The organism is Methylomusa anaerophila (assembly GCF_003966895.1).
Lineage (GTDB): Bacteria > Bacillota > Negativicutes > Sporomusales > Sporomusaceae > Methylomusa > Methylomusa anaerophila.
Window position 1 is genome coordinate 1,813,611 of sequence record NZ_AP018449.1, and the last position, 22,478, is coordinate 1,836,088.

The following is a 22,478-nucleotide window of genomic DNA, read 5'->3' on the forward strand; positions in this document are numbered from 1 at the left end:
TTGCGTTTAGTGGAGATGGACGAGAATACGACCCTTCAGGAGCAATTAAAAGAAGATGTGGGTCCGGTAATCTTGATTAACCAGTTTAACGTTAAGCCTGAGGAGGCAGATCAACTTCTTAAGGCATGGGCAACAGACGCCGCTTTTATGAAGCAACAAGCTGGCTTTATTTCCACCCAGATTCACCGAGGAATTGGTAAAAGCTGCGTATTCCTTAACTACGCCATTTGGGAGTCTGTTGAGTCTTTCAAGAGGGCTTTTAGTAACCCGGAATTTCAATCGCGGCTTGCAGATTACCCTTCCAGTACTGTGGCATCACCACATCTATTTCGGAAAGTTGCGGTACCGGGAATCTGTGTAGAATAGTCAGAATGAGTGTTATAGGGACAGTTCCGATGACATGAAGTATAGCATTGGAACTGTCCCCTAGACAACACGTTGAAACATCAAACGAAAAAATGTTGTTTACTTTTTGATGAACTCAGGCAGATATTCGTAATTTTCATGCTTTATGACAAACCAAAGCTGTCCTAATTTTTTGACCGTGATATTCTCCTGGCTATCATATAAGGCTTTTGTTGAATCTGTCATAACATATTGAATCTCATATTCATAGGTTTCATCATCAATTTTATTTAATTCATTAATCGAATAGCTTACAACATGAGGGCTGGAACCGCCAATAACCCAATGCATGCTATGATACTTTTCATATTCCTGCTCTTTCAGTTCGTTGGTAAGAATGGCATAGCGAAAAGCGCCATTTCTTTGTTTTAATGCTTCAGCCCATATCATGACTGCCTGATGTTTATCGCGGGGAAATACCGCCGCTGTTTCAATTTGTGCAGTTGCCATCGCATCCTTGGGTCTTGTTGTCTCCTGTTGCGCATTTACCATTCCCACAGAACTGATAATTGTAAAACAGACCACGGTAGCTATCGTTTTTTTTAGTAAAGATTTTTTCAATAATAAAATCATCACATTCTCCTTCTTAATCGTCCCCACCCTCGCACCAGACAAATTCCATTTTTCGATTCCATAATTTGAAATTACCACGGTGACGGTTTCGACGACATGAAATATAACATTAGATTATGTTACAGGAACTGTCCCTCAGACAACGGTAAGGAGGCCCTTAATAATGAAAATAATTGAAACAGAAAGATTGTATCTGAGGGAACTGCTAATCGATGATAAAAAAGAATTAATGAAAGTCCTTTCTAATCCTGAATCTATGGAATTCTATCCAAATCCGTTTAGTGAAGAGAAGGTAGAAAAGTGGATTCAATGGAATATTGAGAATTATAAAAAATATAAACACGGACTATGGGCTGTAATATTAAAAGAAGGCGAAGTGTTTATTGGAGATTGCGGCATAACAATTCAAAACATTGGCGATGAAACTGTACCAGAGATTGGTTTCCATATTATTAAAGAATATTGTAATAGGGGATTTGCAACGGAAGCTGCTCTTGCCTGTAAGGAATATGCATTTAAAATTTTACATTATCCTGAAATATTTTCATATACCGCAGTACGAAATATTCCATCACAAAAAGTTGCTGAGAAGATTGGTATGCGGATTTATAAATATTTTGAAAAGTACGGTGAGAAACAAATTGTTCGAGTTGCAAGTAACAAAGTGCCATAGGGACAGTTCTGATGACATGAAATATAACATTGGATTATGTCATCAGACTGTCCCCTAGACAACACAAAGACCAGGATCTTTTGCGTGATCTCAGCCAAGCGGCAGGGTGTTTACTATAAGTCATAAGCAGGCTGATGGGCGAGGAGGGGGAATGAACCGCTGCCGGCGTTAAGAAGCGGGGACAAAATCAGCCTGCACGGCTTGCAGCAGAGGGCTGTCGCTGTTGGTCACCGCGACGGCGGCGGACTGGCCGGCAGCCGGGCCGACTGTTATCGTTCCCTGCCAAAGCGCGGTTTTCTCCCACTCGATATTTGCCTCTACTTTGTAAACATAGACACCAGGGGCGACAGCCGCACCGGCCTGGTCGCGGCAATCCCAGACAAGCGAAATGCGGCCGGACTGCGGGGTCGCTGAGCTCACGGCGTCGAGGGCGCCGGTGTTGGCTTCGGGCTGAAACGATTTTTGCCAGTGAGGGACGGCTTCGGGCCTTTTTTGATAGCCGCCGCCAGCCGTGAATTTGGTCATTAACAGTGTACGCACATGCTTGCCCTGGGCGTCCTCAATCCAGACGGCTAATTGGTCGCTGGCCCGTTTATGCATCCGCTGAAAGTCAAAACCGATCGAAACCTGACCCGGACTTGCCGCCGCGCCTATTTGGGCTGCTGCTGGTGGCGTCGGCCTCGGCACTTCATTACGCGGCGGCTGCACGGCATCACCACAGGCAGTCAATAGCAGGCTGAGCGCCAAAATAGACAGGATGCCAACCGTTTTCATCATGATCGCCTCCTTTAGGGACGGGTCTGATTTGGATGAATGATGAACAACAATAAGCGGCTCTTTCTCGGAAACGAATCTTTGCCGTTTTGAAGCTCAATAAGATATGTTATGGCTTTGTCTTTAACTGTGAGCTCTCTTTTTATCTTTTTGTATCTTCTATAAAGAGAATCGATTTTCCTACAGTAGAGCACCTAGAAACATTTTTTTTAAGGTGATTTCGCCGTTAAAGCCTTTAACGGTGAAAAATTTAATGTCATGAATTATCCGGGCGATATAACTGGAATTATATATTACGTCTACTTTCTTGCAAGTATGATTATAAAATGGCTTGCTCCATCCAAACTGTTCTGTGCTCGGATATCAGTATAACATTTTTCGGTATTATATTGGAGTACGCACATTCTTGGTATATAATACAATCAAGTGTACTAAAGTATCTTTTTTATACTAAAAGAAGTGATTATACGGATAAACAGTCCATGAATCCCAACTGTACTAATCATCCCTGTCCAGTGAGTGCCAGAGTGCCATAGGGACAGTTCCGGTGACATGAAGTATAATATTGAATTATGTCGTGAGAACTGTCCCCTAGACAACTATTCGGTTGGTTTGTTGGCTGTGTAGAAAAACAAGGAAAACGTTATTATTTTGCCACGAATATTCAGGCACCAGATGGAGCAACCGGTGGTAAGGCTAGAGAAATTTCCAAAGCAATTCTTAAAGAGCTTGGGGTCTTATAAAATTATACCGTTCGTATAAGATGGGGGTATGCTAAGTGCATACCCCCATCTTATTTTAGTTTTATAAAAATTTTGGTAATTTATTGTACATATAAAGGTTCTTGATGAAATAAAATATTGCTATATTTTGTATAAATATGGCAGGAATTTTACGTTTATAAGCAAATTAGCTATAACTATAAAGAGTCAGGAGGACATGTAATGCTTATCCATTCTGTCTAGTTTAGTGTAGCCGATCCAAATATCATTTGATGGAGGTTGAGATATGACTAGATTATTTAAGTGTTTATTTATCGTTGGCATTATGCTTGGATGTGCCGTATCTCCAGGCCTTGCAGCTTCCAATTGGATAACAATGCACGAAAAGCCGACAGTTGTATATCAGATTGATACGGAGACGGTACAAATTTCGGGGGATGATTCAGATAAACAGTTGGAAGTATGGATGAAAAATTTAGATAAAGATGGAAGCGGGTCGTACATGGTAGCTCATTATTTGGTAAAGGAAAATGGATTGAAGTACATTCTAAAGGAGCGAACGGGGTATTCAGCAAACGGAGTGATTACCAGCACGTTTCAAAATAAGTCGACAAATTGGACTGTAACTACGCCTGACAGTCCAATCGGTACTATTGCGACGCGAATTTTTGCTGAATATCATAAAAATCAGGAATCATTCAATATTAAAACTCTAAGTATTAACCCAGAGGGAGCGGAAACACTTCCTGCCCTAGATCAAGAAACTATGGCAATATCCGAAGGTTCGGGAATAACGGTAGACCAAAACGAAGTCAAAAAGGCATTGGACGACGAACAAATCAAAATGGACAATAAAAGCATAGGAATCAAGAACTTTTATGTTCGTGACAGGAGGGGCCCCGCCTTATTTAGCGGTATCACACACTACGTGACAGCGGACTTCTGTCTATCAATTGATGCCAAAAGTAAAAGAACTGAGACATTAAAGTTTTCCACAGAAGATACCCGGGCAGGTTTCCATAAACAAGACGGAGTCCTGACGATACAGATTGACGGGAAGGATTGGGTCTTATCGTCGCCATTAAGTTCTAACGCATATGGACGTACCAGTGCAAATTATATGTTTACATTTAAACTCTCCAATTCATTAATTCAAGCATTAGCGGTTACAAAAAACACAGTCATTTTGAAGTGGAAGCATGATTATAACAATAGTTGGGAGGATCGCGAACGTATAATTCCAGATAAAACATTGCGAGCCATACAACTTATGTACATTGGGTGTAAATAAGAAACTCAGACATACTTTTCATTATTCGTGTCTGAATTTGTTCATGCGTTTGTCGGGTGGCGGCGAAAAGTAGTATTCGCCGTTAGAGATGATATGGAGAACCGCCAAATGACCTAGATATTCCCGAAAGTTATTCAAGTCCAGAAAAGATATCCAAAGAGTTAAGTAACAATTGGCATTCATATGCTTATATGCATGTTATTAAATAACCAACTTATGGCAATAGAAAAAGGACTTAATATACCAACTGAAGATATAAATGTTCTTGATAAAGTTAAAGCCGGCATTAATAAATACGCGATCATTATTTGCAGTGTAGGGCATCTGGCGAACGAGTGTTAGTAAAGCTGAACATGTTGGAAGGGGCGGATAAGCGTCCGGGATAACCACCTATCCTCTGGTAGTATATGGGAATAATACTTAGATGCTTGAAATATCAATAATCTGCGATTATGCAGTTTTTCCATTTTGAGCAGATTACAGGAATATATCAGCGTGGTATAATAAATTAATAAAATTGATTTACAGTATGTATGAATTCTACTATGCGTGTTTAAAACAAAACTGAAGGAGGCGAGAAATGATATGTCCAAAATCACGGAACTTACTATAGATAGCATTAAAGACACGTTAGCTCGTGATAAAGAGCGGTTGACAGCAAAATATCATCTTTCGGAGATTGGTGTCTTCGGTTCCTACACTCGGAATGAACAACACGTACGATCGGATATTGATATATTGGTGGATTTCAATCAGGTAATCAGCGCGTTTCAATTTATTGACCTAAAATATGAACTGAGCGATATGTTGGGGGCAAAAGTCGATCTTGTCTCTAAGAAAGCGCTTAAACCTCGGATTGGTAAACGTATTCTTGATGAGGTTCAATATATATGAGCCGAAAGAAGAATCGTGAATATCGCGACTACATCGAAGATATTTATAACGATTTGGTGAGAGTGAGAGAATTTACAGAAGGGTTGACCTTCGAGGAGTTTATGCTTGACGTGCGGACACAATATGCTGTTTGCAAAGCGTTGGAGAATATGGGAGAAGCGAGTAAACATATTCCAGAGTCTATTCGCCGGAAATTCCCACAGATACCATTCAAGCAAATGGCCGGATTACGTGATGTAGTTACACATAACTATGATGGTATTGGTTATGACATGATTTGGCAAGTGGTTACGCACGATTTGCCACCGATCGAGGGACATCTTATGGATATATTATCACAGAACTTTTAGAGGATAAGGCATTTGGCCTTAAATGTCATGGGATAGTTCTAATGACATAAAGTAAACGCTGGATTATGTCATGACAAAAAATACTCTCGCCGCGTCTCCATGGAAGAAATCGAGAAGAACGACTATAATCTGAATATATCAAGATATGTGAGCACGGTTGCAGAAGAAGAAACCGTCAACCTTGCAGATGTCAAAAAGAATTTGGATGAAATCGAGGATGCTATTAGCAAGGCAAAGACTAAGCACAACCAATTTTTAAAAGAGCTTGGTTGGCCTGAGTTGCCATAAAGCAAGAATATTGTATCAGGTATATCTGAAAGCCGCTTAATAAATTTGACATTATTATGGACTTATAAAAAATGATAGCTATTCTCTTTTTTCTGGCTATAACTATTTTCTGTGTTCTGATACGGTTTCAAGCTCAAGGGAACTCAAAACCTCATTCGTTTGCGTGATGGACTTCCCAGTTTCATGCTCGAAGGGGGGACAAGGATAAATTGGTGACCACCTATCCGGGGAGGTAGTTCGGGCAGTGAAAAACTGTGGTGCTGCCCCTGGCTGGTGATTCACCGGCAATATCCAGCACAGAAAAGGTTGCGGCGAAGTGGGGCATTCTGGCCGCGGGCCGTGAAGAAGGGGCGGAGACTTTGTTCTTTTGCCATGACAACTGAAATATTCTAACAATGAAAAAGCAGGCTGACTTTGCTGCCATGCTGGTTGATTTAGATTGCATGATCAAGCTGGTATTGTATATTATTGATGGTATAATGGAATAGAAGGAGCGGGACCTTGTAACGGCAGCCTAAGGCTGCGCGTTTCTTTTGGTTGGGAAAAACGGGTATACCACCGGGAATAAGGCCGCTATAAATTATCAAAATGCATCCGCTTTACTGCTGCCAGGGGGCTGTGTGCCCTGCGGACGCAGTATGGCTAGAAGCAGGAGGAGGGCAAACTGATTTCAGGAATGAACTTGGGGTCGATGTTACGGGCCCTCAGGCACCGTAATTTTCGTTTGTTTTTTTTCGGGCAGGGGATATCCTTGATTGGGACATGGATGCAGCGGACAGCAATTGTCTGGCTGGTGTATCGTCTGACCGGGTCGGCGCAGGTGCTAGGCACAGTGGACTTTCTTGGGCAGATTTCCGGCTTGGTTCTTATTCCGTTTGCCGGGGTGATGCTGGACCGGTGTGACCGGTACAAGGTTGTCATTACGACGCAAGTTTTCTCTTTGCTGCAAGCGACGGTTCTTGCCGCCTTAGTGTTGTCGCAAATGATCGCTGTCTGGCAGATTGTCCTGCTGAGCATCGTATTAGGTATGGTTAACTCATTTGATATGCCGGCCAGGCAGTCTTTTATCTCTCAAATCGTGGATGACAAAGAAGATCTGAGCAATGCTATCGCCCTTAATTCTGCCATGTTTAATGGCGCCCGGATCATTGGTCCGTCGGTCGCGGGGCTTGCCATCAGTGCTTTTGGTGAAGGCTGGTGTTTTTTAATTAATGCCGTTAGCTTCGCCGCGGTGCTGGTGGGGCTTGGGCTCATGCAGGTAAACCGTCTGGATGCTGTTAATAGTTGCGAGGAAAACCTGATGGAAGGATTCAGACAAGGTATTTCTTATACGTATCACGTTGTGCCAATTCGGATGGCGCTCGCCCTGCTGGCTTTGATAAGTTTAGCAGGAATGCCGGTAATGGTATTGATGCCGATTTTTGCCGGCGAGGTATTAGCGGGCGGTGCGGACATATTAGGCTTATTGATGTCCTTCTTCGGCATGGGAGCTCTTGCCGGAACTATATTTTTGGCTTCCCGTAAGACAGTGCTGGGCCTTGAGAATATTATTGTAGCGGGTGGTTCTGTTTTTGGAATTGGGTTGACTGTGTTTGCCGCATCCAAAGTGCTGTGGCTGTCTTTAGTATTGGCCTTTGTCATGGGAATCGGGCTTATTGTCCATATGGCTGCTACAAACACCATCATCCAGACCCTTGTGGATGAGGATAAACGGGGACGGGTGATGAGTCTCTATATATTGTCCTTTGGCGGTATCGCGCCGTTTGGGAGCCTGTTAGGCGGTTATCTGGCTGAATTTATCGGGGTGTCGGCGACATTTTTGACATGTGGCGCCATCTGCCTCGCCGGTATCGCTGCTTTTGCTTATGCCCGCCCGGTTTGGCGCAGCCATGCTGAGCCCATTTTCCGGGACAAGGGCCTCATATGTGAAGATTGATTTTAAGCACTATATCTATTGCATTTAAAATTGACATCCGGGTATTAGGATCAAGCTGAGGTTAAGCGACAGCGTCGAAACGGTCCTAATACCCGGATATAATTTCTTTAATGTGTTCCATACGCCTCATTTTGGCTTGATTGCAATGGCTTTTTCACTGATTCTGTTAGTTAACATGGAATTTACAGATGTTTAATTTTATATGATTGACAAGAATTGGAAGTCTATGCTAAGATAAAAATAAATCAATTGATTGATTGAATTCTAGGGAATGAATTATAATTTTACCAACGAATGTAAAATTATCTTAATGATTCTAATGATTGACATGGATATAAAATCTGTAGTAAATTTATATTGTAAAATTTTTCCAGTAATAAGCAAATAATAATACCCTTAAATCTTATGAAATTCTTTCGTCAGAATGCTCCGATTTAAGGGTTTTGTTCATTAGTTGGGAAAAATGCTTCTGTAAAGTACTGTTCAAACAAAAAAAGAATATAACAATAGTTTTCTCTATGCTAACAAAAAAACAACACCCTTAAATCAGTGAAGTTCTTTGGCCGGAATCCTCTGATTTAAGGGAGCAGTTTAGCATACTTTATTTCGTATGCATTTGTTTATTATTATAAGTCACGAATTGAGTTCAGTCAATATATTTTTGGGTATTTATGGAATAATATTTCCAAAATTTAGAAAACAATTTTTAAAGAAGTCTTAGAGTCTGATTATTGATCCGATATCTGACGGTAATGAATTTTGCAAGAGACGGAATCCAGGCAGGTTTCGAAGGGGAGAACCAGGCGGATAAAAAGTAGTGAAACCGCCGGTAATATAAACAAATATGAAATATGAGATATGAAAGGAAGTGAAAAAAATGGAACAACAAAAACTAATTGAGATAATTGCCAAGTCATTAAACATACCCAGCGGCGAGATTGCCGCTACTACGTCTTTATCCCATGAAATAGGTGTTGATTCAATTGAAATGGTAACCCTTTGCCGTAATTTAACCAAAACCTTCAACTGCAATTTAAATGTCGCTGAGATTAAAGAAGCGGATACCGTCGAAAAATTGTTCATGTATATTGAAGAAAAGCAAAAGGTTTCTTAGAGAACGTCAGTAGACTGCATTAAAAATAAGGGGGGCAAATTGAAAAAATGAAAAGTAAGGCATCGGAAAAACGGCGAGTGGTGGTGACTGGGTTAGGAGTCATTTCGCCAATTGGCATTGGCAAAGATAAATTCTGGGAAAATTGCATCAAGGGAAAATCCGGCATAAAAAAGATTGACAGATTTCCCGTAGATCAATTCCAATCACAAATATGTGCTGCTGTCGACGACTTCGATCCCAAAGAGTTTGATTTGAAAGAAAATCAGATATTGCGATTGGACAGATATGCCCAGTTTGCGGTAGCGGCAGCTAAAATGGCCATAAAAGAATCAAAACTTAATATGGATGAAATTAACCCGCGAAGAGCCGGCGTCAGCATTGCCAATGCTATTAGCGGCACCCCTTTTATGGAAGAAGAATTTTTAAGACAAACGGAAAAAGGCACGGAGCCGTTCAATACTGCCTGGACCAGCAAAGCTTTGTATCCGGCGTTTACCTATAGTACTGCTTCTCTCGAAGTAGCAGCGGAATTTAATTTCCGGGGACCTTGTTCGACTTTGCCTACAGGATGCGCGGCCGGATTGGATGCGATAGGTTTTAGTTTTGATATGATCAGGGGCGGATATTCCGATGTTATGATTACCGGCGCTTCGGAAGCGCCCATATGTTCCGTCACCCTTGCCGCTTTTGATGTTTTAGGCGCCGTCTCGTCCAAAAGGAATGCTACGCCGGAAAAAGCATCACGGCCATTTGACAAAGAGCGGGACGGTTTTGTTCTGGGTGAAGGCTGCGGCATACTGGTTTTAGAAGAAAGAGAACATGCTTTAAGAAGAGGCGCTGTTATTCTGGCTGAAATTTATGGGCATGGCTCAACCTGCAATGCTTACCATATGACGGAACTGCTTCCTGACGGGGAAGATTTAAAAAGGGCCTTGGAAATAGCTTTGCAGGATGCCGGCGTATCGCCGGACCAAATTGATTATATCAGTTCTCATGGCAGTTCCACCCAGCAAAATGATGTTAATGGGACAGCTGCTTATAAAGCAGTACTGGGAAAAAGGGCGTATGAAGTACCGGTCAGTTCTCTAAAATCGATGAACGGTCATGCCTTGGCCGCCGCCAGTGCCATGGAAGTGGTTGCTTGTGTTCAGTCATTGGTTAATAAAGAAATTCATCCAACGATTAATTACGAATATCCTGACAGTCGCTGCGACCTGAACTATGTACCCAATAAGAGTATAAAAAAAGATAATTTAAATCTGATTTTAAAAGATGCCAGTGGTTTTTCCGGCATTCACAGCGCGTTGGTAATGGGAACTGAATCTGCTTTGGGAGGCTGATGATGGCTATGATGGATATGAATATGCGACGGGTTGTTATTACCGGTTTGGGCGCCATTGCCCCTAACGGTATTGGCAAAGATGAGATATGGGAAAACTCCGTGGCCGGCAAAAACTGCCTGGATCAAATTACTAAGTTTGATACTGAAAAAATCCCGGTCAAAATGGCCGGTGAAATAAGGAATTTCGTGGAAACGGATTTCCTATCGGCAAGACAGGCGCATAAACTGGATGTTTTCACAAAATATGCAATAGCGGCAAGTGATCTGGCGCTGAAGGACAGCAACGCTGATTTGAATCAAGTTGATAAAACCAGATGCGGCACATACATTGGCAATTGTTTCGGCGGCTGGACCTTTAACGATCAACAATTGAGGCTGCTGCATACAAAAGGAGTTGACGAGTTTAGTCCTTTTGTGGGAACGGCATGGTTTCCGGCGGCTCCTCAAGGTGAAATTACAATTAGAAATAAATTAAAAGGACACAGTAAAACCATCGACGCCGGCCGGGCAAGCGGCTTGGCGGCTATCGGCTACGGGGCGAGGGCTATCGCCCAGGGAAGAGCGGATATTATCCTGGCCGGGGCCAGCGAGGCGGTGATGACTCCCTTTACCTTCTCGGCAATTTATACCGAAGGCGTGGAAGAACCCAGCCACAGAATTTCCGAAAATGGAATTTATCAACCCTTCGACAAAAAAAGAAGCGGTTGGATTCCCGGCGAGGGTGCGGCTATTTTAATGCTCGAAGAATACGAACACGCCCAACGGCGAAATGCAAAAATTTATGGAGAAATCAAAGGTTTCAGTGAAATTGCCGGCGCTTGTCATCCCCGTTTCCTGGCTACCGACGAATTGGGTCTGGATTATACTATCGCCGAGGCCCTTAAGGAAGCGGAAATGGATCAAAATGATATTGATTTGATTATGGCCGACGGCTTGGGAACAAGCGCTGGTGACTTAAGTGAGTATCAGGCGCTGCAGAAAAGTATGAGCAATGTTTATTCGCGAATTCCTGTTACCGTTCCCAAAACCATGACCGGCAACCTGTATGGCGCGGCCGGCGCTTTGGATGCATTTTGGGCAACCCTGTCCATAGAAAGTAATATCGCCTTACCCACTATTAATTATGAAGACCCGGATCCTTTATTTGATTTAACTATAGTGGATGAAACAAAAACAAACCTATCCATCGACAATGTCCTGATTAATGGGCGCGGCAACGGCGGGATATGCGCTAGTTTAGTCATTGGATCAGTCTGTAGCTAAACCATGGATTTGAGAGAAAACATAATGAATTTGCATAGCGACCGTAACGACCGTAACAACTATAACATTATCGATTTAAGTGTTCCTATTGATGTAAATAGCTGGGAACCTAATCCGGTAAAAAGGACAATAGTTGACCATCGAACCGGGGCGGACTTACTGGGAGAAACTCTGGTTTTAATGCGAGGTACAAATATTTTTTCCCGGCTGAAGGAAATGATTAAACAAAAATTGGGTTATGGCTTAGACCACCGGAATTTCCCGGAGGAAAAAGGTCTGTCGTTGTATACATATCAACTTACCACCCACACCGGCACTCACTTGGATGCCCCGTATCATTTTGGCGACGTCACCCAAGCCGGAACAAAAGCAAAGACCATCACCGATATTCCGCTGAAGTGGTGCTTTGGCAACGGCGTCTTGCTGGACGTGGAAGCGGATGCTGCCGAGGCTGTTTCCCGCGGGGAGATTATTGCCAAACTGGAGGAAATGAATTACCGGCTGCAACCCTTCGATATTGTCTTATTGAAAACAGGGGGAGATCAATATAGCGGCACGCCTCAATATTTCACAAATTTCCGGGGTGTTAGTTCCGAGGCAACAGAGTACCTGATTGATTGCGGCGTCAAAATCATTGGCATCGATAGTTTTGGTTTTGATCCTCCCTTTGGCAAAATGATCGAAAAATACCTGAGTGATAGAAATGTAAATTATTTATGGCCGGCTCATTTTTTGGGGCGGAAAAAAGAATATTGCCATATCGAACGATTGGCGAATTTAGGTCAGATCGCAAATCCCATTGGGTTTAAAGTATGTTGTTTTCCTATTAAATTAACCGATAGTGATGCGGGGTGGTGCAGAGTAGTGGCCATAGAAGGTTGAAATCAGGTTTGAACAGCCAAAAAAAGCCAAAGAAAGAAAAAAATAAGAGTTGAGAGGAGTGCGGATAATGGAAAGGACAGCCTTGGTTACGGGGGCGGGTAAAGGAATTGGCAAATCCATTGCCCTGCGACTGGCGGCAGATGGTTTCCACGTTATTTTAGTGTCACGGACAAAAGAACGATTAGAGGAAGTTGCCGGTGAAATTTCTGGAGGCAATGGCAAATCCGCGTATTTCACTTGTGACGTTTCCAAACAGGAAAATGTGGAGGAAATGATAAGCGCCCTGATGCAAACGGTAGCAAAAATTGATGTGCTGGTTAACTGCGCCGGCCGCAGCGGCGGCGGCAAGACGGCGGCGATGGATGATGGACTTTGGCACGACATCATCAATACCAATCTTAATAGTGTTTATTATGTAACAAAGGCAGTTTTGAAGAAAGGAAATATGGATTCCGGCAGTGCGATAATCAATATCGCGTCAACAGGCGGGAAACAGGGTGTAGCCTTCGGAGCTGCGTACAGTGCTTCCAAAGCCGGAGTAATTGCCTTCTCCAAAGCTCTGGGGAAAGAGCTGGCCAAAACAGGGATAACAGTAAATGCCGTCTGTCCCGGATTCGTCGAGAGCGAGATGGCGCAGAAAGTCAGAGAAGCCAATAGCAAGCTGTTAAACATCCCGGTAGAGGATGTGAAAAAGAAATTCGAAAACCTTATACCCATTGGAAGATATATCGAACCGGATGAAGTTGCCGGCATGGTGTCCTATTTAGCATCTGACAAGGCAAGAGGAATTACAATTCAAGCCTTAAATGTCTGTGGCGGGTTAGGCAACTATTAAATTTTTATTTATTAGTAAAGGAGTGGAGAGCGAATGGTAAACAAATCGCCGGCGGCAGCACAAACCCTGCAGTTTGAAGTTACAAATTACATTGTATCCTCAGAATGGCTTCCCGTTGAGGATGAAGACGGCCACGTTCTGGGGGTTCAAAAACGGGAAGGCAACGCGGTCTTTACCAACAGAGAAAATGCAAAATATTCTTTTGTCGGCGCCTTCGATGTTCCTTACGGCAGGGACGGAATAGCAAACGGGTACACAAAGCTGGACTTTGCAGACGGATCCGTGATCATGCTTGCCTGGACATCGGCTTTGCCCTGGGTTGACGGCCAACTTCCCTCTAATAAGGGGCAGGGAACAATTATTAAAGGAACCGGCCGTTTCGAAGGCATCCGGGGAACGTCTGTCTTCAGCGGCAGGCAGCTAAAACCTGCCTCACAGGACCCCAAGTTCACCGCGGTGGCCAATGTGACCCTTACTTATACGCTTCCCTAATACTTTTAATGTACAAAGGAGACGGTAGCGTGAACTACAAATTATTTCATCAAACAACTGCCGCCATTGCGTTTTTGACCATTGTATCCTTTCTGGTTTCCACCCTGGTGTCGGAGCTTATTGGTGATCATAATCTCATCGCAGTTGTTAAAAGAACCATTGTTTACGGGTTATCAATATTGATAGTTTGCATGCCCCTGCTGGTTGTTTCCGGCAGAAAACTGGCCGCCTCATATCCCAATAATCCTTATGTCGGGGCCAAAGCCAAACGGATGAAGTGGATTGCCCTAAATGCGATCATCTTCCTGATTCCTTTGGCCGTTACTCTGAATTATTTGGCCCAAAACAACCAATTGAACATCAGCTTCTATTCCTTGCAGGCGCTGGAAATAATCTGCGGTTCAGTCAATATTCTGCTGTTTGGCAAAATGTATACCGATGGGAGACAAATAAACAGTGAAGTATTTCCTCTAAATAATTAATTAGCGATTTCAAAATTTAAACTTCTTAAATTTTTAAAAGGAGAAAGGAGAAAAGAGAAAATCATGAGTGAAAAAGAGATTTTGGTTAAGGTAACTTCGACTAGGGGAACTTGCCAGGTCGGCCATAAAGAGGGAGATGTGTTCAAAGTGTCAACAGCCGACCCGGGCGGGCTTTGCGGCGCCGCTTACCACACGGTATTCCCGATAATCGCCTTATTAACCTGGGACGGGAAAATACCCCGGGATGATCCGGACAGAATCAATACGTGCTGCCCGGATGTCGAGAATTTGGTAACTTTTGAGATTGTCCGGCAAGAGGTTGAGGAATGAAAAGGGTTAACCGACAGGAGGTGTAAAGACATGGAAGTTACCATGCATGCCGTAGAAATCAATGCCGACCTAGAAACGGTTTATGATATGTGCGCCAATGTATTAAAATGGCCGGAATATTTTCCGCCCTGCAAACAGGCCAAAATCATATCGGAAAAAGACAATGTGCAAGTAATCGAAATAACGGCCCAATCCAATGAGACGGAATTTACCTGGCAATCAGAACGGATATTGTATCCCGGGAGTTACCGGATTGATTTCCGTCAGTCCAGGCCCGGTCCCCTTGTGAAGTACATGCAAGGTGTATGGCGGGCAATTAAGTTGAATAAAGGGGTATTATTGACCCTGGAACATGCGTTTGAGGTCAAGGACAGTGTTGAAGGCCTGGTTGAGAATGTAAGCAATAAGGAAGAAGCCTTAAGATTTATGCACCGGACAATTGAAAATAACAGCAAACAAGAATTGGGTTCCATTAAACGAATATTGGAAAAGGCGGGTTTAGGAGAGGCGGAGGCCATATTTTCCAGCGGAATTGAAATTAAAACAACCGCCGGGCAAGTATACAACCTGCTGTATAATGTGCAAGAGTGGCCCAAACTGCTGCCACACTGCCAAAAGATTACAATGCTGTACGAAGACGGCCGCAATCAGGAATTTGAAATGACTGTTACCGGCGCGCAAGACAAAACGGAAGTTATGAGATCCATACGCCACGGATACGCCAATAATATAATTGAATATTTTCAGCCTTCATTGCCGCCGGCATTACAAAGGCATGAAGGGAAATGGATCATTACCGGGACGGAGAATGGGGTGCATCTTGAGGCCTGGCACAGTATAACACTGTTGAAAGAAGGGGTTAGAAAACTATGGGGGGAGATGGAAATGGAAAAAGCCTTAAAAATTGTCCAACAGGCAATTGACAGAAACAGTATGACAACCATGCAAACGATTAAATCCTATTTAGAGTGAAATGGAAATAATAAAGTGAATATTTTGAAAAAAGAGGAGAGGAAGTCCAATGTCAGAAAACAGAAAATCACCCGTTTTCCAAAATTTCAATCGTCTGATGGCCGGTGGGTTTGATCACACCGACTATACCAGAATGGTCAACCGAGTTGGCCGCGGCGAAGATCATGTGCAGGTATGCGAGGAACTTGGCGACAAATCCTATGCTTATGCCGAAGAAGAATTGCAAAAAGGGCACCAGGAAACAGCGAAAATCTTTTTCATAAAAGCGGCAGCGGATTATCGAATTGCCGAATACGACATTGTTGAAATAAGCGACGAGAGACTCCGGATTTACGGGAAGCTTTTGGATAGTCATGCCCGCGGTCTTCAATTGTATGACAATTTTACCGCTGAAAAAGTGGAAATTCCTTATAAAAATTCTAAAATGAGCGGCTGGATGCTGATCCCGCGGCAAGCGGCGCCAGACGTTCCCGTCATTGTTGCCATCGGTGGACTGACAGGCTTTAAAGAGGAAGTGCATACAGTAGCCATGTCGCTGATCAACAGGGGTTTGGCCGTCCTGCTTATTGACGGGCCGGGCCAGGGAGAATCGCTGTACTTCAACAAATGTTATTTGGAAATAGAAATTGAACAGGCCTACGATGTAATATTCGACTACATATTGAGCCGCAGTGACGTAGGAAACAAAATTGGCATATTTGGCGCCAGCTTCGGCGGCTATTTCGTTCCCCGCATAGCCGGCTTTTTATCACATAAACTGGCTGGCTGCGTAAGCCGCGGCGGGTCGTATGAACCGAAGGAAATGGTTGGAAAATATCCGCATTCTTTAGAAAAACTGGCGATCCGGTTCGGAACAACTGAAAAATATGTAACCGAAAATCTGCTGGACAAAATGACCTTGCAAGGGATTGCCGAGAAAATAACCTGTCCCCTTTTGATTATTCACAATGAGCAAGATCCTCTTTTCAATGTTGCGGGAGTAAAAAGGACATATGCGGAAGCTGCGGCCACGGATAAAACAATTAAACTTTATCCGGGTGTCGACCACTGTGTGACTCTCGATGATACGGAAGTGCACAGATACTTTGTAGATTGGTTTGCCGACAGACTGTTAGCATAATAAGATCGCATAATAAGAACAAATCTGACAGCTAATTAATATCTATAATATCTATAATAAAGAAACCTATATATAAAGAAACCGCTTAAGTTTTAACGGTTTCTTTATGTTTTTACCCAATAATCCATATAATCCATCCCAAAATGATTCCAACATTAATTTTACTGATTCGTTTTAAAATGAATTGATTTAAAAGATTGACAAAAAAATGAAATGAATGATAAAATTAAAATAAATCAATCGATTGATTGAAAGGAGGCTTTATGGAAACGAATACACAGAGCAAATTAATTAAAGCGGCCACCCCCCTATTTGCGACAAAAGGGTTCGCCGCGGTGACCGTTCGCGAGTTGGCAGAGGCCGCCAAAGTTAACGGCGCACTTATTTCTTACTATTTTTCGGGGAAGGAAGGTTTGTACCTGGCGGTATTGGAAGAGCAGTTCGTTCCGATTATACAGATGATGCAAGGGCTGGCGGCCACGAACCATCTGTCGGCCATGGAACGGCTTACCCAATACGCCCGGAATATCATGATTATTCATCGTCAGAATCCTTTTTTAACGCAATTCATACATAGTGAGCTTGTCAATCCATCCGCCTGTGGCGGAGAAGTAGTAGCCAATTATGTTTCCCGGCTTTCGCAACTCATTCAGGTTATTCTGAAAGACGGTGTTGCCAGCAGCGATTTTAAACCAAATTTCAGCCTTGATTATGCAACAGTCTTTTTCGCAGGCATCATAAATTATTACTATATTATCAAGCCTTTCGTAAATGAATTGGCAAAGCTCTCAGATCAATCAGACGAAGAATATTTTGTCCAGGCGATTCATCTTTTTCTACATGGGATTATAGGAGGAAGAGTACATGAACAAAAAAATTAATAAAAAAATAATTGTCGCCGCCATTGCCGTTGTTGTTCTGGCGGTGTTGGCTGTTGGGGGCTACAGGCTGTATCTGCCCAAGGAAAAAAGCATTAAGGCTACCGGCACAGTGGAAGTAACCCTTACTGACATCGTGCCTAAAACCAACGGCTATATGTCGCAGTTAGCCATTCAAGTGGGGGATACCGTTGGGGCCGGTCAGGTCGTTGCGCATATTACCCGCGCCGATTTAAAAGCGCAGTTGCTGGCCGACGAAGCTGCCCACAGCAAGGCGCAAGCCCAGTTGGCCGACCTGGAAAAAGGCTCCCGGCAGCAGGAAATTCAGCAAGCCGAAGCCAATGTGGTGTCGGCGCAGGCAACGTATGATAAAGCAAAAAACGATTTGGAGCGTTATCGGGTTCTGTACCGTGACAATGCCATATCGGCGCAGCAGTTTGACACCGCTCAGGCCAGCTATGATGTTGCCCACAACACTCTCCTTGCCAGCCAATCCCAACAGAGCCTGGTAGCCGAAGGCAATCGCCCCGATGTTATCGAAGCCCAGCGGAATGAAGTAAAGCGGCTGCAGGCCGTTATCGAAGTCACTCGCGCCGCCCTGGCCGACACCGTTGTTGCCAGTCCCCTTAACGGGGTGGTATTGACCAAAAACTTTGAAAACGGCGAGTATCTCAATGCCGGTTCGGCCATCGCCACCATTGGCGATCTGAATGACTGCTGGGTCAAAATCTACGTTTCTTCCGCCGAACTTGGCCTTATTGAAGTGAGTCAGCCGGTAGATGTTCATATCGATTCTTATCCCAACAGGGTGTTTGCCGGCACGATTAAGGAGATCAGCCAAAATGCGGAGTTTACGCCGCGCCAGAGTATTACCCAACGGGAAAGAGCCAACCTGGTGTTTTATGTGAAAGTAAAAATTGATAATTCCGAAGGCATCTTAAAGCCGGGAATGCCGGCGGATGTGGTCATCCAATTATGATCACGTTAAATAATATCACGAAAAATTATGGAACTTTAACGGCAGTAAATGATATTTCACTGTCGGTGAATGAGGGCGAAATATTTGGGCTGGTCGGGCCGGACGGCGCCGGCAAAACGACAATTATCCGGATGCTGACAGGGCTGCTTTCCCCAACTTCGGGAAGTCTTACCGTGTTAGGCGCCGCCAACCCGGAAAGCGTCAAGGATCACCTCGGGTATGTTCCGCAAAAATTCAGCCTCTACGGCGACTTAACAGTCATGGAAAACATTCGGGTATTTGGGTCGCTATGCGGACAATCAGAAGAGCAAATTGATGATTTAGCCACTCATATCCTTGATTTTACCAAAATACTGCCGTTTAAGGACCGTTTGGCTGACAACCTGTCCGGCGGGATGAAACAAAAATTGGCTCTGGCAGCCGGTTTGATGCATCAGCCGCAGCTGTTCTTTCTCGACGAACCGACCACCGGCGTTGATCCCGTTTCCCGGCGGGATTTTTGGCGCATGCTGTTCAAACTCAATAAGGAAGGTACAACTATTTTTGTATCCACACCGTATATGGATGAGGCGGAACTCTGTACCCGCATTGCTTTCCTGCATAACGGGCGCATTGTTTCCTGCGATTCCCCCCAGGGATTGCGCCGGACCTACCCTTATAAAGTGCTGGAACTGAAAACGAATGACCGGAACATTAAGGAACATCTGGCTCCATGCCCGCTTCTTGATATCAACATGTTTGGGGAAGCCTACCATTTAGTGGTGGAAGACATGGCGGCGGCCGTTCAGATAAAGTCCGCCCTGGCCGCAGCCAATATCGCTGTTGCTGAACTGGAAGAAATTCAACCCACGCTGGAAGACGTGTTTGTTGCTTTGGCAAGTGAGGTGGCTTGAATGTATGCTGTGGAAGTTAGCAATCTTACCCGCCGCTTTGGCGATTTTACGGCAGTAAATAATGTTTCGCTGAAAATTAGAGAGGGCTCCATTTATGGCTTTCTTGGCCCAAATGGTTCCGGGAAGTCCACCACCATCCGGATGCTGTGCGGCTTATTGGAACCGACCGCGGGAAACGGCAAAATACTAGGGCTGGATATTGGCCGTGACGGTGAGGCCATCAAGCACAAGATCGGCTATATGTCGCAAAAATTTAGCCTGTATGATGATTTAACCGTCCTGGAAAATCTGGAGTTTTATGCCGGTATGTACAGCTTGTCGCGCAATACGGCCAGACAGAGAATTGAAGAGATGCTGGCCATGGCCGGCCTGGAAGGCCGGCAGCATGAACTGGCAGTCAATCTTTCCGGCGGCTGGAAACAGCGTCTGGCTTTAGGCTGTTCCATTATTCATACACCGCCCATTCTTTTTCTTGATGAACCCACGGGCGGCGTTGATCCCAAATCCAGACGCATGTTTTGGGATATCATCTATCATTTAGCATCCCAGGGCACCACCGTAATGGTTACAACTCACTTTATGGATGAAGCGGAACATTGTGACGCCATTGGATTTATATTTGAAGGAAAGTTGATTGCCGACGGCGCCCCGTCCCAGCTAAAAAAGATGATCCCAGGCATATTGGTGCGCATTAATACGCCGCAGCCGATGGAATTGCTGGAAACCCTGGAAGCCAGTAAAATTCCTTATCTTGATATTTACCCCTTCGGGGCCAGTTTGCATATTCTCGTCGAGGTGGATCAACTGGACCAGGTTGTGTCCTTTCCCTATGAACAAATCACTCCGGGATTGGAAGACGTCTTTGTTCATTTAGTAAAGTCTCAGCATAAGGAAAAGGAGATGATAGCATGAGGCGACTGCGGGCCATGCTGATCAAGGAATTCATACAAATGCGGCGTGACCGGTTAACCTTGGCCATGATGCTGATGGTGCCGGTTGGACAGCTTTTGCTGTTTGGTTTCGCCATTAACACCGATGTCAAACATTTGCCTACCATTGTATTTAACCAGTCATTGCAGCAAGACAGCCGTGAACTGCTTGACTCCCTGGCGGCCAGCGAATATTTTAATATAAATTATGTGGCAAAGAATTTTCAGGAGGTAAATGACGCCGTTGATTCCGGCAAAGCCAAGGTGGGTATCATCATACCGCCTGATTTCTCAGATAATTTAAAGCATGGCCGAACGGCGACCGTCCAGGTGATTGTGGACGCGTCTGATTCCATGTCCGCCTCTTCCGCCATCAGCGCCGCCCAGTTGATCGGTCAGCTGAAATCACAGCAGATTCTGCTGCAGAAAGTGCGGGGCTATACCGGGCATACCGCCCAGAACCCTTACGATATTCGTATCCGCCCGTGGTATAATACGGACTTTGTGTCGGCTTTTTATATGGTGCCGGGTATTATGGGGGTTATTTTAACCATGACCATGGTAATGATCACTTCCATGGCTATTGTCCGGGAACGGGAACGGGGCACACTGGAGCAGCTTATCGTTACCCCTCTGAAGAATTGGGAATTAATGCTGGGAAAAATTATACCCTATAGTATTGTCGGCTATGTGCAAGTAACGGTGGCTATCGTGGTGGGCATCTTTGTATTTGACCTGCCCATTCGCGGCAGCATCGGCCTGCTGTACATTCTTACAGCCTTCTTTATTGTTGCTTCGCTGGCGCAGGGAATCTTCATCTCAACAGTGACCAAAACTCAAATGCAGGCCATGCAGATGTCCTTTTTCATTTTTTTACCCAGCGTATTGCTCTCCGGGTTTATGTTTCCCCGGGAGGCCATGCCGCTGGGGTTTAATTTACTCGGAAATTTATTGCCGATTACTTTCTATTTGCAGATCATGCGGGGCATTATTCTCAAAGGTGTGGGTTTGAGCATACTGTGGCCGCAGGTTATGGCCCTAACCTTATTTATAATCATCGTGCTAACAATCAGCATCAATAAATTTCAGAAGAAGATTGTTTAGGGGGCGGTAAGAGTATCCCATTCCACATAAAGACATTAATGAAGCGGAGAAGTGGATAGAAGGTAGAAGATAATGGTATATTATGTCTAACTTAGCTATAATATAGATGGAACGCATTACTACCGCTTAACCTCAGCTTATCCTAATACCCGGATGTCAGTTCTTTAATGCGCCATATATAGATTAAGAAAAATGGTTATTTTGCCGGGCAATTTTGCTGGTATGCAGCTGTAATTGCTGTAATAGCCACCAAATGTTTTTAAGGAGTTGCTTATTGTGGAACATGATACTGCCGCTAAAATTATCAATACCGCTATTCCATTATTCGCGAAAAAAGGATTTGTCGCCGTCACCATCCGGGAAGTGGCGGATGCCGCGCAAATAAACAGTTCGGCTATTTCTTACTATTTCAATGGTAAAGAGGGTCTTTACCATGCGGCGTTGGATAAAATTTTTTCACCTGTAACCAAGCTGCTGAGTACGGTAGAAACCATGACCGCAGTAAAACCGGTTGAACGCCTTACTTTGTATGCCCGCAACATCGGCACAATCCACCATGAGTGCCCTTTTTTAGCCCGCATCATCCATAGTGAGCTTGCCAATCCAACCCGTTGTGGTGAAATAATAATAAAGAAATACATTGCCCAGCTGTACCAGTTTGCGTGCCAGTCCTTGCGTGAAGGTATTGATAGCGGTGAGTTTTCTCCCGATTTGAATATTAGCTACGCTACCATATCTTTGGCCGGAATCATGAACTTTTACTTTCTTGCCACCCCTCTCATCAAGGAATTTGCCCAATTGTCCGAGCAATCCGATGAGGAATATATTTCCCAGGCGCTCAGGATTTATCTGAATGGGATCAAAGTGAGAGAAAATCCGCAAACTTAGCGTTCAATAGGGAATGCAGCATTAAAGAATTATGATTATATCCGGGTATCGGGATGCTTATCCTAATAT

The 22,478-nt window shown here is 44.1% G+C and carries 25 protein-coding genes and 1 pseudogene; 24 read left to right on the forward strand and 2 right to left on the reverse strand.

Features of this window, described 5'->3' with window-relative positions; all coding sequences use genetic code 11:
- Positions 1–9 precede the first annotated feature (9 nt).
- Positions 10–366: an antibiotic biosynthesis monooxygenase family protein gene (locus tag MAMMFC1_RS07885; protein WP_232035798.1), complete on the forward strand. Its 357-nt coding sequence runs from the start codon at positions 10–12 to the stop codon at positions 364–366.
- 99 nt (positions 367–465) lie between these two features.
- Here the strand turns inward: MAMMFC1_RS07885 and MAMMFC1_RS07890 are convergent, their stop codons facing one another.
- Positions 466–981 (reverse strand): hypothetical protein, encoded by a 516-nt coding sequence (locus MAMMFC1_RS07890; protein WP_232035733.1) that lies wholly within the window; start codon positions 979–981, stop codon positions 466–468.
- Between the two features lie 160 nt (positions 982–1,141).
- Between MAMMFC1_RS07890 and MAMMFC1_RS07895 the strand changes: the two genes are divergently transcribed.
- Positions 1,142–1,651 (forward strand): GNAT family N-acetyltransferase, encoded by a 510-nt coding sequence (locus MAMMFC1_RS07895; protein WP_126307971.1) that lies wholly within the window; start codon positions 1,142–1,144, stop codon positions 1,649–1,651.
- 168 nt (positions 1,652–1,819) lie between these two features.
- Here the strand turns inward: MAMMFC1_RS07895 and MAMMFC1_RS07900 are convergent, their stop codons facing one another.
- Positions 1,820–2,425, reverse strand: a complete 606-nt coding sequence (locus MAMMFC1_RS07900) for a DUF2271 domain-containing protein (RefSeq protein WP_232035734.1) — start codon at positions 2,423–2,425, stop codon at positions 1,820–1,822.
- 584 nt (positions 2,426–3,009) lie between these two features.
- On the opposite strand from MAMMFC1_RS07900, the gene MAMMFC1_RS07905 reads away from it, so the two are divergent.
- The 22 genes and pseudogenes from MAMMFC1_RS07905 to MAMMFC1_RS08010 all read left to right on the forward strand — a co-directional run bounded on the left by MAMMFC1_RS07905 (position 3,010) and on the right by MAMMFC1_RS08010 (position 22,409).
- Positions 3,010–3,168, forward strand: a complete 159-nt coding sequence (locus MAMMFC1_RS07905) for a penicillin-binding transpeptidase domain-containing protein (protein ID WP_126310514.1) — start codon at positions 3,010–3,012, stop codon at positions 3,166–3,168.
- A gap of 265 nt (positions 3,169–3,433) precedes the next feature.
- Entirely contained in the window at positions 3,434–4,438 is a 1,005-nt protein-coding gene (locus tag MAMMFC1_RS07910; protein WP_126307975.1) for a hypothetical protein, read from the forward strand.
- Between the two features lie 585 nt (positions 4,439–5,023).
- Entirely contained in the window at positions 5,024–5,332 is a 309-nt protein-coding gene (locus tag MAMMFC1_RS07915; RefSeq protein ID WP_126307977.1) for a nucleotidyltransferase family protein, read from the forward strand.
- Entirely contained in the window at positions 5,329–5,682 is a 354-nt protein-coding gene (locus tag MAMMFC1_RS07920; protein WP_126307979.1) for a HepT-like ribonuclease domain-containing protein, read from the forward strand. Before MAMMFC1_RS07915 ends, MAMMFC1_RS07920 begins: the two co-directional genes overlap by 4 nt.
- Before the next feature lie 84 nt (positions 5,683–5,766).
- Positions 5,767–5,970, forward strand: a pseudogene (locus tag MAMMFC1_RS07925) (N-6 DNA methylase); the annotation flags it as partial.
- A 691-nt stretch (positions 5,971–6,661) separates the two neighbouring features.
- Positions 6,662–7,906 (forward strand): MFS transporter, encoded by a 1,245-nt coding sequence (locus MAMMFC1_RS07930; RefSeq protein ID WP_269471885.1) that lies wholly within the window; start codon positions 6,662–6,664, stop codon positions 7,904–7,906.
- Positions 7,907–8,783: 877 nt separating this feature from the next.
- Complete coding sequence (locus MAMMFC1_RS07935; RefSeq protein ID WP_126307983.1) at positions 8,784–9,020, forward strand: acyl carrier protein; 237 nt, start codon at positions 8,784–8,786, stop codon at positions 9,018–9,020.
- Positions 9,021–9,067: 47 nt separating this feature from the next.
- On the forward strand, positions 9,068–10,360 hold the full coding sequence (locus MAMMFC1_RS07940; RefSeq protein WP_126307985.1) for a beta-ketoacyl-[acyl-carrier-protein] synthase family protein: 1,293 nt from the start codon (positions 9,068–9,070) through the stop codon (positions 10,358–10,360).
- 2 nt (positions 10,361–10,362) lie between these two features.
- A complete protein-coding gene (locus MAMMFC1_RS07945) occupies positions 10,363–11,625 on the forward strand; it encodes a beta-ketoacyl-[acyl-carrier-protein] synthase family protein (RefSeq protein ID WP_158618690.1) in 1,263 nt (420 codons plus the stop codon).
- Between the two features lie 24 nt (positions 11,626–11,649).
- Positions 11,650–12,507: a cyclase family protein gene (locus MAMMFC1_RS07950; RefSeq protein WP_126307989.1), complete on the forward strand. Its 858-nt coding sequence runs from the start codon at positions 11,650–11,652 to the stop codon at positions 12,505–12,507.
- A 67-nt stretch (positions 12,508–12,574) separates the two neighbouring features.
- Positions 12,575–13,342: an SDR family NAD(P)-dependent oxidoreductase gene (locus tag MAMMFC1_RS07955; protein ID WP_126307991.1), complete on the forward strand. Its 768-nt coding sequence runs from the start codon at positions 12,575–12,577 to the stop codon at positions 13,340–13,342.
- 33 nt (positions 13,343–13,375) lie between these two features.
- Positions 13,376–13,834, forward strand: a complete 459-nt coding sequence (locus tag MAMMFC1_RS07960) for a hypothetical protein (RefSeq protein ID WP_126307993.1) — start codon at positions 13,376–13,378, stop codon at positions 13,832–13,834.
- Between the two features lie 29 nt (positions 13,835–13,863).
- On the forward strand, positions 13,864–14,316 hold the full coding sequence (locus tag MAMMFC1_RS07965) for a hypothetical protein (protein ID WP_126307995.1): 453 nt from the start codon (positions 13,864–13,866) through the stop codon (positions 14,314–14,316).
- A 63-nt stretch (positions 14,317–14,379) separates the two neighbouring features.
- A complete protein-coding gene (locus MAMMFC1_RS07970) occupies positions 14,380–14,646 on the forward strand; it encodes a TIGR04076 family protein (protein WP_126307997.1) in 267 nt (88 codons plus the stop codon).
- A gap of 30 nt (positions 14,647–14,676) precedes the next feature.
- The gene (locus MAMMFC1_RS07975) at positions 14,677–15,618 is read left to right on the forward strand and encodes an aromatase/cyclase (protein ID WP_126307998.1); all 942 of its coding nucleotides are present in this window, start codon (positions 14,677–14,679) and stop codon (positions 15,616–15,618) included.
- Positions 15,619–15,667: 49 nt separating this feature from the next.
- Positions 15,668–16,738 (forward strand): alpha/beta hydrolase family protein, encoded by a 1,071-nt coding sequence (locus MAMMFC1_RS07980; protein ID WP_126308000.1) that lies wholly within the window; start codon positions 15,668–15,670, stop codon positions 16,736–16,738.
- A 263-nt stretch (positions 16,739–17,001) separates the two neighbouring features.
- On the forward strand, positions 17,002–17,619 hold the full coding sequence (locus tag MAMMFC1_RS07985; RefSeq protein WP_126308002.1) for a TetR family transcriptional regulator: 618 nt from the start codon (positions 17,002–17,004) through the stop codon (positions 17,617–17,619).
- Positions 17,603–18,595, forward strand: coding sequence for an HlyD family secretion protein (locus MAMMFC1_RS07990; RefSeq protein ID WP_232035736.1), 993 nt, complete (start codon positions 17,603–17,605; stop codon positions 18,593–18,595). Before MAMMFC1_RS07985 ends, MAMMFC1_RS07990 begins: the two co-directional genes overlap by 17 nt.
- Positions 18,592–19,488: an ABC transporter ATP-binding protein gene (locus MAMMFC1_RS07995; RefSeq protein WP_126308004.1), complete on the forward strand. Its 897-nt coding sequence runs from the start codon at positions 18,592–18,594 to the stop codon at positions 19,486–19,488. The genes MAMMFC1_RS07990 and MAMMFC1_RS07995 overlap by 4 nt, the downstream gene beginning before the upstream one ends.
- Positions 19,489–20,400: an ABC transporter ATP-binding protein gene (locus MAMMFC1_RS08000; protein WP_126308006.1), complete on the forward strand. Its 912-nt coding sequence runs from the start codon at positions 19,489–19,491 to the stop codon at positions 20,398–20,400. It abuts the gene before it with no gap.
- A complete protein-coding gene (locus MAMMFC1_RS08005) occupies positions 20,397–21,521 on the forward strand; it encodes an ABC transporter permease (RefSeq protein WP_126308008.1) in 1,125 nt (374 codons plus the stop codon). The genes MAMMFC1_RS08000 and MAMMFC1_RS08005 overlap by 4 nt, the downstream gene beginning before the upstream one ends.
- A gap of 276 nt (positions 21,522–21,797) precedes the next feature.
- The gene (locus MAMMFC1_RS08010) at positions 21,798–22,409 is read left to right on the forward strand and encodes a TetR family transcriptional regulator (RefSeq protein WP_158618691.1); all 612 of its coding nucleotides are present in this window, start codon (positions 21,798–21,800) and stop codon (positions 22,407–22,409) included.
- Positions 22,410–22,478 lie beyond the last annotated feature (69 nt).

Coding starts and splice junctions, on each gene's coding strand:
- MAMMFC1_RS07960 (WP_126307993.1), top strand. CDS start 13,376: ATGGTAAACAAATCGCCGGCGGCAGCACAAACCCTGCAGTTTGAAGTT.
- MAMMFC1_RS07930 (WP_269471885.1), top strand. CDS start 6,662: ATGTTACGGGCCCTCAGGCACCGTAATTTTCGTTTGTTTTTTTTCGGG.
- MAMMFC1_RS07990 (WP_232035736.1), top strand. CDS start 17,603: ATGAACAAAAAAATTAATAAAAAAATAATTGTCGCCGCCATTGCCGTT.
- MAMMFC1_RS07975 (WP_126307998.1), top strand. CDS start 14,677: ATGGAAGTTACCATGCATGCCGTAGAAATCAATGCCGACCTAGAAACG.
- MAMMFC1_RS07940 (WP_126307985.1), top strand. CDS start 9,068: ATGAAAAGTAAGGCATCGGAAAAACGGCGAGTGGTGGTGACTGGGTTA.
- MAMMFC1_RS07950 (WP_126307989.1), top strand. CDS start 11,650: ATGAATTTGCATAGCGACCGTAACGACCGTAACAACTATAACATTATC.
- MAMMFC1_RS08005 (WP_126308008.1), top strand. CDS start 20,397: ATGAGGCGACTGCGGGCCATGCTGATCAAGGAATTCATACAAATGCGG.
- MAMMFC1_RS07900 (WP_232035734.1), bottom strand. CDS start 2,425: ATGAAAACGGTTGGCATCCTGTCTATTTTGGCGCTCAGCCTGCTATTG.
- MAMMFC1_RS07955 (WP_126307991.1), top strand. CDS start 12,575: ATGGAAAGGACAGCCTTGGTTACGGGGGCGGGTAAAGGAATTGGCAAA.
- MAMMFC1_RS07995 (WP_126308004.1), top strand. CDS start 18,592: ATGATCACGTTAAATAATATCACGAAAAATTATGGAACTTTAACGGCA.
- MAMMFC1_RS07980 (WP_126308000.1), top strand. CDS start 15,668: ATGTCAGAAAACAGAAAATCACCCGTTTTCCAAAATTTCAATCGTCTG.
- MAMMFC1_RS07910 (WP_126307975.1), top strand. CDS start 3,434: ATGACTAGATTATTTAAGTGTTTATTTATCGTTGGCATTATGCTTGGA.
- MAMMFC1_RS07970 (WP_126307997.1), top strand. CDS start 14,380: ATGAGTGAAAAAGAGATTTTGGTTAAGGTAACTTCGACTAGGGGAACT.
- MAMMFC1_RS07985 (WP_126308002.1), top strand. CDS start 17,002: ATGGAAACGAATACACAGAGCAAATTAATTAAAGCGGCCACCCCCCTA.
- MAMMFC1_RS07945 (WP_158618690.1), top strand. CDS start 10,363: ATGGCTATGATGGATATGAATATGCGACGGGTTGTTATTACCGGTTTG.
- MAMMFC1_RS07895 (WP_126307971.1), top strand. CDS start 1,142: ATGAAAATAATTGAAACAGAAAGATTGTATCTGAGGGAACTGCTAATC.
- MAMMFC1_RS07920 (WP_126307979.1), top strand. CDS start 5,329: ATGAGCCGAAAGAAGAATCGTGAATATCGCGACTACATCGAAGATATT.
- MAMMFC1_RS08000 (WP_126308006.1), top strand. CDS start 19,489: ATGTATGCTGTGGAAGTTAGCAATCTTACCCGCCGCTTTGGCGATTTT.
- MAMMFC1_RS07935 (WP_126307983.1), top strand. CDS start 8,784: ATGGAACAACAAAAACTAATTGAGATAATTGCCAAGTCATTAAACATA.
- MAMMFC1_RS07915 (WP_126307977.1), top strand. CDS start 5,024: ATGTCCAAAATCACGGAACTTACTATAGATAGCATTAAAGACACGTTA.